General features: G+C 62.6%; 11 protein-coding genes. 7 read left to right on the forward strand and 4 right to left on the reverse strand.

All coding sequences use genetic code 11. From position 1 onward, the window contains the following. Positions 1–286: transposase (locus B9A19_RS20055; protein ID WP_139799021.1), on the reverse strand; the 286-nt coding region annotated here is incomplete at its 3' end. 190 nt (positions 287–476) lie between these two features. Here B9A19_RS20055 and hemF point away from each other — a divergent pair. From hemF to B9A19_RS20075, 4 genes are all read left to right on the forward strand, one after another. After that, positions 477–1,382 carry an oxygen-dependent coproporphyrinogen oxidase gene (hemF, locus tag B9A19_RS20060; protein ID WP_084092941.1) on the forward strand — a complete coding sequence of 302 codons (906 nt, stop codon included), beginning with the start codon at positions 477–479 and terminating at the stop codon, positions 1,380–1,382. Between the two features lie 291 nt (positions 1,383–1,673). After that, positions 1,674–6,107 carry a glutamate synthase large subunit gene (gltB, locus tag B9A19_RS20065; RefSeq protein ID WP_084092942.1) on the forward strand — a complete coding sequence of 1,478 codons (4,434 nt, stop codon included), beginning with the start codon at positions 1,674–1,676 and terminating at the stop codon, positions 6,105–6,107. A 74-nt stretch (positions 6,108–6,181) separates the two neighbouring features. Next, complete coding sequence (locus B9A19_RS20070; protein ID WP_084092960.1) at positions 6,182–7,597, forward strand: glutamate synthase small subunit GltD family protein; 1,416 nt, start codon at positions 6,182–6,184, stop codon at positions 7,595–7,597. 74 nt (positions 7,598–7,671) lie between these two features. Then, positions 7,672–8,142, forward strand: a complete 471-nt coding sequence (locus B9A19_RS20075; RefSeq protein WP_084092943.1) for a GNAT family N-acetyltransferase — start codon at positions 7,672–7,674, stop codon at positions 8,140–8,142. Here B9A19_RS20075 and B9A19_RS20080 read toward each other — a convergent pair. Further along, entirely contained in the window at positions 8,126–9,163 is a 1,038-nt protein-coding gene (locus B9A19_RS20080; RefSeq protein ID WP_084092944.1) for a tetratricopeptide repeat protein, read from the reverse strand. The genes B9A19_RS20075 and B9A19_RS20080 overlap by 17 nt on opposite strands. 401 nt (positions 9,164–9,564) lie before the next feature. Between B9A19_RS20080 and B9A19_RS23375 the strand changes: the two genes are divergently transcribed. Continuing rightward, the gene (locus tag B9A19_RS23375; protein ID WP_217807133.1) at positions 9,565–11,034 is read left to right on the forward strand and encodes a carbohydrate-binding protein; all 1,470 of its coding nucleotides are present in this window, start codon (positions 9,565–9,567) and stop codon (positions 11,032–11,034) included. A gap of 291 nt (positions 11,035–11,325) precedes the next feature. Here B9A19_RS23375 and B9A19_RS20090 read toward each other — a convergent pair whose 3' ends face one another. After that, positions 11,326–11,832 (reverse strand): rhodanese-like domain-containing protein, encoded by a 507-nt coding sequence (locus tag B9A19_RS20090; RefSeq protein WP_245804392.1) that lies wholly within the window; start codon positions 11,830–11,832, stop codon positions 11,326–11,328. A 19-nt stretch (positions 11,833–11,851) separates the two neighbouring features. Between B9A19_RS20090 and ftrA the strand changes: the two genes are divergently transcribed. Further along, positions 11,852–12,808 carry a transcriptional regulator FtrA gene (gene ftrA / locus B9A19_RS20095; RefSeq protein WP_084092962.1) on the forward strand — a complete coding sequence of 319 codons (957 nt, stop codon included), beginning with the start codon at positions 11,852–11,854 and terminating at the stop codon, positions 12,806–12,808. Between the two features lie 47 nt (positions 12,809–12,855). On the opposite strand, the gene B9A19_RS20100 is transcribed toward ftrA, so the two are convergent. Next, positions 12,856–13,782: a helix-turn-helix transcriptional regulator gene (locus B9A19_RS20100; protein WP_084092946.1), complete on the reverse strand. Its 927-nt coding sequence runs from the start codon at positions 13,780–13,782 to the stop codon at positions 12,856–12,858. 106 nt (positions 13,783–13,888) lie between these two features. On the opposite strand from B9A19_RS20100, the gene B9A19_RS20105 reads away from it, so the two are divergent. Continuing rightward, entirely contained in the window at positions 13,889–14,338 is a 450-nt protein-coding gene (locus tag B9A19_RS20105; protein WP_084092947.1) for a GNAT family N-acetyltransferase, read from the forward strand. The last annotated feature ends 103 nt before the right edge of the window (positions 14,339–14,441 follow it).

A 14,441-nucleotide genomic window follows, 5' to 3' on the forward strand; every position in this document is an offset into this window, starting at 1 on the left:
CGGCCATCAAGAGCGCGGTAGCCTTTTTTAGAATGGATTTCTCCAGTTCCAGCTGCTGGACGCGGGCTTCGAGTTCTTGAATGCGCCGTTGCTCGGTGGTGAGAGCCTTGCTCTGCGGGGTGATGCCAACTTGTTCCTGCTGCAGCTGGGCCACCCAGCGGCGCATGGCAGTCTCGCCGACGCCCATGGCGGTGCAGGCCTGAGCCACGCTGTAGCCTTGGTTGACCACCAAGGCAGCGGCCTCGGCTTTGAATTCTGACGTAAACGATCGTCGGGTATTGTTCATCGTGACACCTGTGTGCGGTGGTGTGAGGACCACCTTAGTTGGTGTCCAGAATCATTGAACCACATCAGTTCGGCGCATGAGCTCTTCTGTGCGTACCTGCATTAAACCCCGCGCCTTTGGCGCGGGGTTTTTGTTTGTGCCGGTCACTGCCGTATCATCGCGGCTGGTTTTGAAACTCTGGACGCCCGCCATGGACAGCATCGCCGTCAAGGATTACCTGCTCTCGCTGCAGCAGAACATCGTCGCCACGCTGGAGCAGTACGACGGCGGCACTTTTCTGGTCGATGAGTGGACACGCCCGGCCGGCGGTGGCGGCATCAGCCGCGTGATCGAGAACTCGGCACTGCTGGAGCGCGGCGGCGTGCTGTTCTCGCACGTGAAGGGCGATGCCATGCCGGCCTCGGCCACCGCGCACCGGCCGCAACTGGCTGGCTGCAGCTGGGAGGCGATGGGCGTGTCGCTGGTGCTGCACCCGCGCAACCCCTATATCCCGACCGTACACATGAACGTGCGTTGCTTCCGCGCCATGGCGGCCGAAGCAGGGCAGGAGGATGTGTTCTGGTTCGGCGGCGGCATGGACCTCACGCCGTACTACGGCTTTGCCGAAGATGCTGCCCACTTCCACCGCACTTGCCATGATGCACTGGCACCGCATGGCGCGCAGTACTACCCCAAGTTCAAGGACTGGTGCGACCGCTATTTTTTCCTCAAACATCGCAACGAGGCGCGCGGCATCGGCGGCGTGTTCTTCGACGATTTTTCCGAGCTGGGCTTTGACGGCAGCTTTGCGCTGCAGCGCGCGGTGGGTGATGCCTTCCTGAATGCCTATCTGCCCATCGTCGAGCGTCGCCGTGACATGGCCTACGGCGAGCGCGAGCGCGACTGGCAGTCGTACCGGCGTGGCCGCTATGTCGAATTCAACCTGGTGTGGGACCGTGGCACCTTGTTCGGCCTGCAATCGGGCGGGCGCACCGAATCCATCCTGTGCTCGATGCCACCATCGGCCAGCTGGCGCTATGACTGGCAGCCGCCGGTCGATACACCCGAGGCCGCGCTGCTGAGTGATTACCTGCCGGCGCGCGACTGGCTTGCCTGAAGGAGCAATGCCGCATCCAGGGCATGCTGGCAGCATCGCCAGGCAATGTCTCAGTCTTCTGGGCTCGAATCAGGGCGGCCTGCCATGTGGCACTGGCCGCTGCCTGACATACGTCATTGATTGTTAATTTTAAGTTACCGTTCGGGTGGCTGAAAGCCCCGTGTCGGTTGTGGAGCGCGGGTTTTCCCCGATTGCCGACTTCGGGGCCGTTCAGTTGCGGTTGATGCAGATTTCGGACTAGAATCAAGACCTTTTCGCTATAAATTCGGCGCTTTTCGTAAAGGTTTTGGGATGGATCGACAAAGCTGGCTGCAGGGCACGCTGTACAGCCCGAGCTTCGAGCAGGATAGCTGTGGTTTCGGCTTGATTGCGCAGATGGACGACAAACCCAGTCACTGGCTGGTTTCCACGGCGATCAGCTCGCTCGCCTGCCTCACGCACCGCGGCGCTGTCGCGGCCGATGGCAAATCGGGTGACGGCTGTGGCCTCTTGTTCCGCAAGCCGGATGGCTTTCTGCGCGCGGTTGCCGCTGAAAACGGCTTCACGCTCGGCGCAGACTATGCGGCCGGCCTGGTATTCCACAGCGACGATGCGTCGCTGACACGCCTTCAGGAAGCGGTCGAAGCACAGGGCCTGGGCTTTGCCGGTCTGCGCGAAGTGCCGGTCAACCTGGAAGCCTGTGGCGAATACGCACTGCGCACCCTGCCCAAGTTCAAGCAGGTGTTCGTCAATGCCGCTGCCGGCATGGACGACGCCACCTTCACCCGCAAGCTGTATCAGGCACGCCGCCTGGCCGAGAAGGCCAATCAGGGCGATGCAGCGTTCTACATCCCGACGCTGAATCCGCACGTGATGTCGTACAAGGGCCTGGTCACGCCGGACAACCTGCCGGTGTTCTACCTCGACCTGAAGGACGAGCGCTTCGCCTCGTCGCTGGCCGTGTACCACCAGCGCTTCTCGACCAACACCTGGCCGCAGTGGAAGCTGGCACAGCCGTTCCGCTTTGTGGCGCACAACGGTGAAATCAACACGCTGCACGGCAACCGCCTGTGGGCCAAGGCGCGCGAAGCCATCATGGATACGCCGAACCTGGACATGGACGCCGTGCGCCCCATCGTGCAGACCGACGGTTCCGACTCGATGAGCCTCGACAACATGCTCGAAGGCCTGATGATGGGCGGCATCGACATCTTCCGCGCCTTCCGCATGCTGGTGCCGCCGGCATGGCAAAACGTTGATTCGAACGACCGCGACCTGCGCGCGTTCTACGAATACAACTCGATGCACATGGAGCCGTGGGACGGCCCGGCCGGTCTCGTCTGGACCAACGGCCGCTACGCTGGCTGTGCGCTGGACCGTAACGGCCTGCGCCCGGCGCGCTATGTGATCACCAAGGATCGCCACCTGACCATCGCGTCGGAAGTCGGCACCTGGAACTACAAACCGGAAGACGTGGTGAAGAAGGGCCGCGTGAAGCCGGGCCAGATTGTTGCCGTTGACCTGCAGACCGGTGAGTTCCTCGATACCGAGACCATCGATAACCGTCTGAAGGCTGCACACCCGTACCGCGACTGGGTGAAGAAAAACGCCCAGCATCTGGAAATCGCCGAAGACACCGGCCCGCTGGCCGAAATGGACGCCAGCGCGCTGCTGACGTACCAGAAGCAGTTCCAGCTGACTTTTGAAGAGCGCGACCAGATCCTGCGCGTGCTGGCTGCCGACGGCCAGGAAGCCATCGGCTCGATGGGCGACGACACCCCGATGGCCGTGCTGTCGGAAAAGGTGCGCTCGCCGTTCGATTACCTGCGCCAGCAGTTCGCCCAGGTAACCAACCCGCCGATCGACCCGATCCGCGAAGCGATCGTGATGTCGCTGAACACCTGCTTCGGCCCGGAACGCAACATCTTCCAGGAGAGCGAAGACAACGCCCGCCGTCTGGAAGTGCGCTCGCCGGTGCTGTCGAGCGACAAGTTCGATGCGCTGACCCGCCTGGAAGGCGCCGACTACAAGCCGGCCTTCTTCGACATCAGCTACGAAGCGTCGCAAACCTCGCTCAAGGCCGCCATCGAAGCGCTGCGCACTGCCGTGCTCAAGTCGGTGACTGACGACAAGACCGTCATCGTGGTGCTGTCCGACAAGAACATCGCCAAGGGTCGTCTGCCGATCCCCGCGCTGTTTGCCGTTGGCGCCGTGCACCACGCGCTGGTCGATGCCGGCCTGCGCTGCAAGACCAACATCATCGTCGAGACCGCCACCGCGCGTGATCCGCACCATTTCGCCTGCCTGATCGGCTATGGCGCGACTGCGGTGTTCCCGTATCTCGCCTACCAGACCATCAAGGAACTGGTGGATATGGGCCAGATCGACTATCCGCTGGCCAAGGCGACCAACAACTTCCGCAAGGGTATCAACAAGGGCCTGCTGAAGATCCTGTCCAAGATGGGCATCTCGACCATCGCGTCCTATCGCGGCTCGCAGCTGTTCGAAGGCGTGGGTATCGGCGAAGAAGTGGTCGACCTGTGTCTGGCCGGCACCGTATCGCGTATCGGCGGCGCCAATTTTGCCGACTTCGAGGCCGATCAGGCGCAACTGAACAAGTTCGCCTTCAACCCGATGCGCCCGATTGCGCAGGGTGGCCTGCTGAAGTACGTGTTCGGCGAGGAGTACCACGCCTACAACCCGGACGTCGTGATGCAGCTGCAAAAGGCAGTGAACGGCGGCGAGTACAAGGAATACCTCAAGTACGCCGAGCTGGTGAACAACCGTCCGGTGGCGATGCTGCGCGACCTGATGGAGCTGCAGCTGGATCCGTCCAAGGCGATTGCCATTGACGAAGTCGAATCGGTTGAGGCCATCCTCAAGCGCTTCGATTCCGCCGGCATGTCGCTGGGCGCGCTCAGCCCGGAAGCGCACGAAGCGCTGGCCGAAGGCATGAACCGCCTGGGCGGTCGCTCCAACTCGGGCGAAGGTGGCGAAGACGCAGCGCGTTACGGCACCGTCAAGATGTCCAAGATCAAGCAGGTGGCGTCGGGCCGTTTCGGCGTGACCCCGCACTATCTGGTGAATGCCGAAGTGCTGCAGATCAAGGTGGCACAGGGCGCCAAGCCGGGTGAAGGCGGCCAGCTGCCGGGCGACAAGGTGTCGCCGCTGATCGCCAAGCTGCGTTGCTCCAAGCCGGGCATCTCGCTGATTTCGCCGCCGCCGCACCACGACATCTACTCGATCGAAGACCTGGCACAGCTGATTTTCGACCTGAAGCAGGTCAACCCGGCTGCACTGGTGTCGGTCAAGCTGGTGGCCGAGCCGGGCGTGGGCACCATTGCCGCTGGCGTGGCCAAGGCCTATGCCGACCTGATCACCATCTCGGGATATGACGGTGGTACCGGTGCGTCGCCGCTGGCGTCGGTCAAGTACGCCGGCACGCCGTTCGAACTGGGCCTGACCGAAGCACAGCAGGTACTGCGCGCCAACGGCCTGCGTGGCCGTGTGCGTGTACAGGCCGACGGTGGTCTGAAGACCGGTCTGGATGTGATCAAGGCCGCCATGATGGGCGCTGAAAGCTTCGGCTTCGGCACCGGCCCGATGGTAGCGCTGGGCTGCAAATACCTGCGTATCTGTCACCTGAACAACTGCGCCACTGGCGTGGCCACGCAGGAAATCAAGCTGCGCTCCAAGTACTTCACCGGTCTGCCGGACATGGTGGTCAACTACTTCACCTTCATCGCGCAGGAAACCCGCGAATGGATGGCCAAGGTTGGCGTGCGCAGCATGGAAGAGCTGATCGGCCGTACTGACCTGCTCAAGCTGTCGTCGGGCGCGACCGAGCGTCAGGGCCGTCTGAAGCTGGACGTGCTGTTGAGCCAGGGCGACATTCCGGAATCGGCACCGCGCTTCTGCATCGAAGACAGCAACCCGTCGTTCGACAAGGGCGAGCTGGCCGAGCAGATGGTGAAGGACGCCATCGCCGGCATCCTGAGCAAGACCCCGCAACGCCTCGAATATGCGGTACGCAACGTCAACCGCTCCATCGGTGCGCGTCTGTCGGGCGAAATCGCCAAGGCGCATGGCGCAGCCGGCCTGCCGGCCGATGCACTGCACCTGAAGCTGAACGGCTCGGCCGGTCAATCGTTCGGCGTGTGGAACGCCAACGGCCTGACCATGGAGCTGGAAGGCGATGCCAACGACTACGCCGGCAAGGGCATGGCAGGCGGCAAGCTGGTGATCTACCCGCCGAAGGCGAGCGAATTCCGCTCGGATGACGGCGTGATCGTCGGCAACACCTGCCTGTATGGCGCCACCGGTGGCGAGTTCTTCGCTGCCGGCAAGGGTGGTGAGCGCTTCGCGGTGCGTAATTCGGGTGCAACCGCCATCGTGGAAGGTGTGGGCGACCACGGCTGCGAATACATGACCGGCGGTGTGGTCATCGTGCTGGGCGAAACCGGTTACAACTTCGGTGCCGGCATGACTGGCGGCTTTGCGCTGGTATATGACGCGCAAGAGAAGTTTGCCTATCGCATCAACAACGAGCTGATCGACATCAACCTGATCAACGGCGAATCGTATGGCGCGGTGCGTGCCTACCTGCGCGGCAAGCTCAAGGAGCATGCCGAGCTGACCGGTTCGGCCAAGGCGCAGGAGCTGCTGGCCAACTTCGACGAAGCGGTGGATTACTTCTGGCTGGTCAAGCCCAAGGCGGCCAAGCTCGACGATCTGCTCAAGGATTGATCTGCGGCCACACAGCCGAATGCAAGCATGAGATGGCCCGGCCGGGATGGCCGGGCCCTCGAGAGGAAATGACGATGTCTGACGTATTCCAGTTTTTGAACGTGGCGCGCAACCCCGGTGAGAAAGTCCCGGCGGCCGAGCGCAAGATCGTGTTCAAGGAAATCTATGCACCGCTGTCGCAAGGCGACGCCGGCGAGCAGTCGGGCCGCTGCCTGTCCTGCGGTAACCCCTACTGCGAGTGGGAATGCCCGGTGCACAACTACATTCCGAACTGGCTGCAGCTGGTGAAGGAAGGCAAGTTGTTCGAGGCGGCCGAGCTGTCGCACAAGACCAACTCGCTGCCGGAAATCTGCGGCCGCGTCTGCCCGCAGGATCGCCTGTGCGAAGGTGCTTGTACGCTGAACCAGGGTGGCTTTGGTGCCGTGTCGATCGGCTCGGTCGAGAAGTACATCACCGATACCGCCATCAAGGCGGGCTGGCGCCCGGATATGTCCAAGGTGATCTGGACCGAGAAGAAGGTTGCCATCATCGGCGCCGGCCCGGCCGGTCTCGGTTGTGCCGACATTCTGGTGCGCAACGGCGTGAAGCCGATTGTGTTCGATCGCTACGAGCAGATCGGTGGCCTGCTGACCTACGGTATTCCCGAGTTCAAACTTGAAAAAGAAGTGATGCAGACCCGTCGCGAAGTGATGGAAGGCATGGGGGTGGAATTCCGCCTCAATACCGAAATCGGCCGCGACATCAGCATCGAAGAGCTGCTGCGCGATTACGATGCCGTGTTCATGGGCATGGGCGCATACAAGTACATGAAGGGTGGTTTTGAAGGTGAAGAACTGCCGGGCGTGCTCGAAGCGCTGCCGTTCCTGATCAACAACGTGCGCAACAGCATGGGCACCCTGCCGGAAGGCGAGGCCTACCTCTCGATGCAGGGCAAGCGCGTGGTCGTACTCGGTGGCGGCGACACCTCGATGGACTGCAACCGCACCAGCATCCGCCAGGGCGCCGAATCGGTGATCTGCGCGTATCGTCGCGACGAAGCCAATATGCCGGGTTCCAAGCGCGAAGTGCTCAATGCCAAGGAAGAAGGCGTCGAGTTCCGCTGGAACAGCCAGCCGGTCGGCATCGAGCAGAACGCCGATGGCTCGCTCAAGCTCAAGCTTGTCACCACCCAGCTGGGTGCGCCGGACGAGAAGGGCCGTCGCAAGCCGGAAGTGGTGGCAGGTTCGGAAGTCGGTATCGATTGCGACCACGTGATCGTGGCGTTCGGCTTCCAGGCTGAAGCGGCCAACTGGTTCGACGGCCAGGGCATCAAGACCGACGACTGGGGCCGCACCGTGGCGCCGTTCAAGCAGCAATACAAGCATCAGACCAGCAACCCGAAGATTTTTGCGGGTGGCGACCAGGTTCGCGGGGCGGATCTGGTGGTACGCGCGGTCTACGAAGGCCGTCAGGCCGCCGAAGGCATTCTGGAATACCTGAACGTCTGGTAAACCGGCAGCCTCGTCAAAAAGCCCCGCATTGCGGGGCTTTTTGTTTTTCAGCGCAGTGGCGCAGGAGGTATGCAATGATCGAGCAGGGTGCCATTCAAGAGCGGGGCACGACAAGGCGCATGCAGCAGGCGGATATCGCCGCTGTTGCGAGCGCCTTCATGATTACATTCAACGCCGCACCGTGGCACGACGAATGGTGCGAGACAGGCGCGCAGCGCTATCTGGGCGAGTTTCTGGCCAACCCGCAAGGCATGGGCTGGCTGTTGCTGCAGGACGGGCAGATTGCCGGCGCGCTGATCGGCAATTGCCGCAGCTGGTGGTCGGGGGCCGAGCTGTTTGTCGATGAATGCTTCGTTGTGCCGGCGCTACAGGGCATGGGGCTGGGTGGCCTGCTGCTGCAGGCGGTCGAGATTGATTTGCGCGCAGCCGGCGTGCAGGGCATGACCCTGCTTACGGTGGCGGACTACCCGGCTGAGCGCTTTTACCAGCGGCATGGCTTTAGCGGCCGTGACGGCATGCGCTTCATGTTCAAGCCACTGGAATAGCCAGCAGGTCGTCCAGGCTGGAAAGATCGGGTGCGGGGCCGCCCTGCAGCCCCTGATCCAGCGAGCGGTTGACCTGCTCGTGGCGCGCACGGTGTTGCTCGGCCAGCACCTGCTGGCCTGCCGCCGCCGCATAGCCGGCCAGGTCGGCATGGATCAGCGCCTCGACATGGCGCATGCCGTCGGCCTCGGTGATGTGCAGCGCGCGCAAGGCCAGGTTCATGGCCATGTCCAGCGCGCCCTGGCGTGCGCGCAGCTGCGCCAGATGCTTGAGCACATTGGCCTCGCACCAGTGCGACGGCGTGAACACCAGAATGGCCAGGCTCTCCTCCAGCAGCTGCTCGGCAGCCTCCAGATTGCCGTGGGTGGTTTCGATTTCGGCCAGCCGCAGCAGCAACTCGGCCTGATAGTGGTTGAAGTTCTGTTCCTTGCACAGGGCCAGTGCTTCGTTGAGTATGGGTTGCGCTTCCTCATGCCGGCCCAGTGCGCACAGATCCCAGCCCAGGCTGATGCGTACCTTGGCAATCAGATAAACATCACCCAGCGGGGTCAGCACCTTGTCGGCCAGCTGGTGAAATTCGCTGGCGCGTCCCAGCGCGCCATAGGCGCTGCACACATGACCAAGGCCAATCAGGGCCAGTGCACGAGTGCGGCAATGCATGGGGTGGCTGCCACACTGGCGCACGCTGTGCGCCCAATGCCGCATGGCCAGCCGGTAATCGCCACCGGTGTAATTGTCGCGCCCCAACCGCTCCTGCACCGCCGGTTCCAGATGAGCAAGGCCATACATCTGGCAGCAGGCCAGTGCCTCGGCCAGCACCACGCTGCCTTCGCTGCGCTCGCCCAGCTGGTCCTCGATCAGCGACAGCAGGGTGGCTGCACGCACCAGCGATTCGACATCGCGCTCGCTGCGTGCGCTTTGCAGTGCCGTTTTGCACAGCCGAAGTGCGGCGGAAGGATCGTCGAAAACGATGCGGTCTATGGCATCGAGCTGCTGGGCAATGGCCGGTAAGGAAACAGTCATGATCGTACGTGGGGGAAGCTGTCTGTCATTTTAGCGATTACTGCCTTGCGGCGCGCGGGCAGCTGGCAAGCGGCGCTGGCGTGCAGATTGTTCCTGGCGGCTGGGTTCCAGTATTGCATTTGACGAAAGCAACGGCCCGCTGAACGGGCTATTGCCGGGGATGAACGTTGCAAGGCCGTAAATCTGTCCATGCGGGCTGGCTTGTCGGCGTTGAACCACATGACTGCTGCCGACAATTTACCAAAGTTATGCGCTATACGGACAAGTTGTCTGACTGTACAGCAAATGGTGGCGCAGGCTGTTACATCAATATTTTGACAGCCCATACCGGCTTTATATACAAAATGACAGCGCTTTCATTTTGAGGGGCGCAATCATAGACAGACAAATGGAGTATGGAGATGACTCGAAACATGCAACGCCCGGTTTTGCTGGCGGCCCTGCCTGCGCTGTTGGCTGCCGCGTTCAGCTACGCCTATCCCGTCTGGCAGCCGGATACCACGTATACCGCCGGCACCATCGTTTATTACCAAGGCCATGACTACAAGGCTCTGGTCACGCAAACCGATTACAGCAGCACCGGCTGGAACCCGACCGTGGCCAGCCTGTGGCAGGATCTGGGTGCGGATGGCAGCGTAGGTGCTACGCCGACACCGGCCCCTGCGACACCCACACCCAAACCCGGCGTGACACCAACACCAGTGACTGGGGGAAGCTGTACCGCCGCCGCATGGAACAGCAGCACTGCCTATAGCGGCGGTGCGGTGGTCAGCTATAACGGCCACACCTATACCGCCAAATGGTGGACACAGGGCAATGTGCCGTCCAGCAGTACTGGCGACGGCCAGCCGTGGACCGACAACGGCCCGTGCACCGGCGGCAACGTCACGCCGACCCCGACACCCAGGCCGGGCGTCACGCCGACGCCGACGCCGGTTACCGGTGGCACACCGCCGGGCTTCATCTTTGGTCCGTACAAGGACATCACCATCAATCTGGATTGGAACACCAACGTGATGACCACGGCGGTGACCGGCTCGCGCCAACCGGTGCTCAGCGTGTTGCCGGCCGGCGTGAAGTCGGTGACCTGGGCCTTTGCCACCGGCGAATGCGGCAGCGAAAACTGGGGTGGCCTCACCCCGTCGGCAGTGGCCAATGCCAACGTGCAGAATTTCGTCAGCGCCGGCAAGACCTACATCATCTCCACCGGTGGTGCAGCGGGCTCGTTCACCTGCGGTTCTGATGCTGGCTTCACCAAGTTCATCCAGACCTATTACTCGGCCAATATGCGCGGTGTGGACTTCGATATCGAAGCAGGCCAGAGCCAGGCCACCATCGACAATCTGGTACAGCGCGTGATCAACGCGCAGCGCACCTATCCCAACCTGCGCTACAGCTTCACGCTGGCTACCCTGGGCGGCAATTCGCCGCAGAGCCTCGGGTCGGCAGGTGTGACGGTGATGAACTCGATCCGCTCGCATGCGCTGTCCAGCTACACCATCAACCTGATGGTGATGGACTTCGGCAGCACCAGTGCCGGCAACTGCGTGGTCAGCAACGGCAAATGCGATATGGGTGCATCGGCGGTGCAGGCGGCGGTCAACCTGCACAACTACTACGGCGTGCCGTACAGCCAGATCGAATTGACCCCAATGATAGGCGGCAACGATACCCAGGACGAAACCTTCAGCCTGGCCGATGTGACCACGGTGGCCAACTTCGCCAAGGCCAATGGTCTGGCCGGCGTGCACTACTGGTCGCTTGATCGCGATACCGACTGCGCACCGGGCTTTGCCTCGCCCACCTGCAACAGCTACGGTCAGGCGGGTAACTGGGGCTTTGCCAACCGCTTCATCGCCAACGGCATGTAAACCCGCTCGATCCTCAAACCCTGGTGTCTTGATGCCGGCCCTGCGGGGCCGGTTTTTTTTCGAAGTATCCGGGCGTGCTATCCGGAATAGGCTGTGCAGCGCTGCCGGCTGTTGGCGAGCGCGGACCTCATTCGTGCCAGCGACGAGCGTAGCGGGGCCTCCTCGCGGCGGCGAGGGCGTGGAATCCATCAGGGAGAGCCGTTGTTTCAACCACCACTGGTGGGCCCCCGGCGTTGCCGGGGTTTGATGCCGGGTTGCCCCCGATGACGGCTGGGGGCGCATGCCCGTCTCTCAGCACGCGCAGCTGATGGCATCCATCTGGCTGGCGCCGGTATGCAGCGGCAGGCCCTCGTCCAGCCAGCCGGTCACGCCACCGATCATCAGTTTCACCGGGCGGCCCAGTTGCGCGAGCTTCAATGCCCCCTTGTCGGCGCCGTTACAGTGCGGGCCGGCACAGTAGACAACGAACAGCGTGTTGAGCGGCCATTGCGCCATGCGTTCAACAGTGATTTCCACGTGCGGCAGGTTCAGCGCACCCGGCACGTGACCCCGGGCATAGGCGGACCCATTGCGCACGTCCAGCAGCACAAAGCCCGGTTCGCCAGCGGCAAAGGCCGCGTTCACGTCGGAACAGTCGGTTTCGAATTGTGCCTTGGCGGCGAAGTGGGCGACGGCGGCCAAGCTGGCGGCGGCGGGGACTGCGGTGACCTGGTTGCTCATGATGTCTTCCTCTTGTGGTGTGGTGATGTGGTCATTGTGCTGGCGTGGCGTTTTGCGGCACAGTGTCGTTATCGACATGGATCGGCAATATCCCGCCATGAAAAAACGTCAGGTAGTGGCACTGGCTTTTGATCGCCTGTGTACGTTCGAATTTGGCTGTGTGGTGGAAATCTTCGCACTCGACCGACCCGAACTGAACGTACCGTGGTACGACTTTCGCGTGTGCAGTCTGGACAAGCCGCCGCTGCGCGCTGCTGGCGGCATTCTGGTCGAGGCCGAATACGGGCTGGCGCCCTTGCAGCAGGCCGACCTGATCGTGCTGCCCGGCTGGCGCGATACCGATGAGCCGGCACCACCCGAGCTGTGCGAGGCCTTGCGTGCCGCCCACGCGCGCGGTGCGCAGTTTGCCACCATCTGCAACGGCGTCTTTCTGCTGGCCGAGGCCGGCTTGCTGGATGGCCGCCGCGCCACGACGCACTGGCGCTATATGGACCGGCTGATTGCACGCTATCCGCAGATCAAGGTCGAGCCGGACTGCCTGTATGTCGAGGACGGCGAGTTCCTGATGTCGGCCGGCTCTGCCGCCGGGCTGGATATGCTGCTGCATCTGGTGCGCAAGGATTACGGCGCACAGGTGGCCAACCAGGTGGCGCGCCGGCTGGTGCTGCCGCCGCATCGTGAGGGCGGGCAGGCGCAATTCGTTAGCCGCCCGCTGCCGCGTTTCGACAACAACAAGCTGTCTGCCTTGCTCGACTGGCTGCAGGCCAATCTGCAACAGGCGCATACGCTGGAATCGCTGGCCGGGCGCGTGGCGATGAGCCCGCGTACCCTGCTGCGGCAGTTCAAGGGGGCTACTGGTGCATCACCTTATGACTGGCTGCTGGGCGCGCGTGTTGACCTGGCCAAGACACTGCTGGAGCAGGGGCGCATGAATCTGCAGCAGATTGCCGATGCCTGTGGTTTTGGTGCAGTGGAAACGCTGCGGCATCACTTCCGCCAGCGCGTTGGCGTGTCACCGGCACACTACCGTCAGCAATTCACAACTACTGCATGAAACGGATACGAATTACCCGTCGACATTCTGCGTCGAACTACCGCCGCTCAACCATAGCCCGCATCCACCGGCCGCAACGACGGGCTGGGCGATGCGGGTTGGCCGTAGCGCTGGGTGGGGCGTTGCACGCTGCTGGGGCTGACGCCGAAATGCTGCCTGAAGCGGCGCGAGAAGCTGGCGACTTCCTGATAGCCGACGGCCAGTGCTACATCGCTCACCTTGTCGCCTTGCTGCAATAGCGCGCGGGCGCGGTTCATGCGCAGCAAGAACAGTTGCTGGGCGGGGGCGTTGCCCAGATGTTGCCGGCACAGCCGGTGCAGGTGGGCCGGGGTGATGTGCAGGTGCTCAGCCAGCCGCTCCAGTGACCAGTGTTCGTCCAGCCGCTGCGCCACGGTGTTGAACAACGCCTGCAATTGCTCGGGCCAGCCTAGCGTGGGGTGCAGCGGGGCCAGCGCGCGCTCCAGCATCATCATCAGCAGGTCCAGCACGGCCACCACCTGCGTGCCGGGGGTGTTGAGATGAAAGCGGTCGGCTTCGCGGTGGAACAGCGATGCGGCATCGAGCAGGGTAGGGCCGGCATCACTGGCGATGATGGTGATCTGCTCGCGCGGCAGAAACTGCCAGCGTGGCCGGTCCATCAGCAGGAACCACACCACCTTGCAGGGGCGGTTGCCCACCAGCCGGAAGCCGCGCCGCCCCACCGGTGGCAATACCCCCAGCTCGCCGGCACGCAGCGCCATGCTGCGGCCATCCTCATACAGTTCAAACTCGCCCTCCACGCAGAACAGCAGCGCATGGAAGGGCGCATCAATGCGCTCGACCTCGAAGGTATCCTTGCCGCTGCTGATGCCGCAGAAGAACAAGTCATGCTCGCCCATGGGCGGATAGCAGGGGCGATGATAGGCACTCCGGCCCACGGTCCGCTGTTTGATGTGCGGGCCGACGTCAAAGCGTTCCTGATAAATCGTCGCCATGTTTGAATCAATGTGAATTTGGAACAAGCCTTGCGCGAGGATGCGACATTCCTTGCTGCAGCGCAAGAAAATACACTGTCATCCTCAGTCCATGAAGGAACCCGCAATGAGCATTTCCCGCTGGCAGGAATTCGAATTCGACACCAGTCCGGCGCGGCTGGATGTCGATCTGATCCACCGTGAGCTGGCGCAGCTTTACTGGAGCAAAGGCATACCGCGCGACACGGTGGTGCGCGCGATTGCCGGCTCGCTGTGTTTCGGTGTTTACCACGACAACGCACAGATCGGTTTTGCGCGCGTGATCAGCGACCGGGCCACCTTTGCATATCTGGCGGATGTGTTCATTCTGGAAATCTGGCGCGGGCGTGGCCTGGCCCGCCAGCTGGTCACCGTGATCCGCGCCCACCCGGAATTGCAGGGGCTGCGCCGCTGGATGCTGGTGACGCGCGATGCGCATCCGCTCTATGCCCCGTTCGGTTTCGGCCCGCTGGCTGACCCGGCCAAGGTGATGGAAATGGCTGACCCGGATATCTACACGCGCAACAGTACAGGTTGAAGCTATCAGCGGCTCAGCATCTGTATCGATGAAAAGCTGTGCAACCGGCTTGCACGACGCAGGATGGAAACACCCGATTGGTTACGCGCCAGTCTGCATCTAG

This window comes from Andreprevotia lacus DSM 23236 (assembly GCF_900176275.1).
In the GTDB taxonomy this organism is placed as follows: domain Bacteria; phylum Pseudomonadota; class Gammaproteobacteria; order Burkholderiales; family Chitinibacteraceae; genus Andreprevotia; species Andreprevotia lacus.

Excerpts from the sequence above, each read along its gene's own strand:
- B9A19_RS20090 (WP_245804392.1), bottom strand. The coding sequence starts at position 11,832 with ATGTCGATAACGACACTGTGCCGCAAAACGCCACGCCAGCACAATGAC.
- B9A19_RS23375 (WP_217807133.1), top strand. The coding sequence starts at position 9,565 with ATGACTCGAAACATGCAACGCCCGGTTTTGCTGGCGGCCCTGCCTGCG.
- B9A19_RS20075 (WP_084092943.1), top strand. The coding sequence starts at position 7,672 with ATGATCGAGCAGGGTGCCATTCAAGAGCGGGGCACGACAAGGCGCATG.
- B9A19_RS20080 (WP_084092944.1), bottom strand. The coding sequence starts at position 9,163 with ATGACTGTTTCCTTACCGGCCATTGCCCAGCAGCTCGATGCCATAGAC.
- hemF (WP_084092941.1), top strand. The coding sequence starts at position 477 with ATGGACAGCATCGCCGTCAAGGATTACCTGCTCTCGCTGCAGCAGAAC.
- gltB (WP_084092942.1), top strand. The coding sequence starts at position 1,674 with ATGGATCGACAAAGCTGGCTGCAGGGCACGCTGTACAGCCCGAGCTTC.
- B9A19_RS20100 (WP_084092946.1), bottom strand. The coding sequence starts at position 13,782 with ATGGCGACGATTTATCAGGAACGCTTTGACGTCGGCCCGCACATCAAA.
- ftrA (WP_084092962.1), top strand. The coding sequence starts at position 11,852 with ATGAAAAAACGTCAGGTAGTGGCACTGGCTTTTGATCGCCTGTGTACG.
- B9A19_RS20070 (WP_084092960.1), top strand. The coding sequence starts at position 6,182 with ATGTCTGACGTATTCCAGTTTTTGAACGTGGCGCGCAACCCCGGTGAG.
- B9A19_RS20105 (WP_084092947.1), top strand. The coding sequence starts at position 13,889 with ATGAGCATTTCCCGCTGGCAGGAATTCGAATTCGACACCAGTCCGGCG.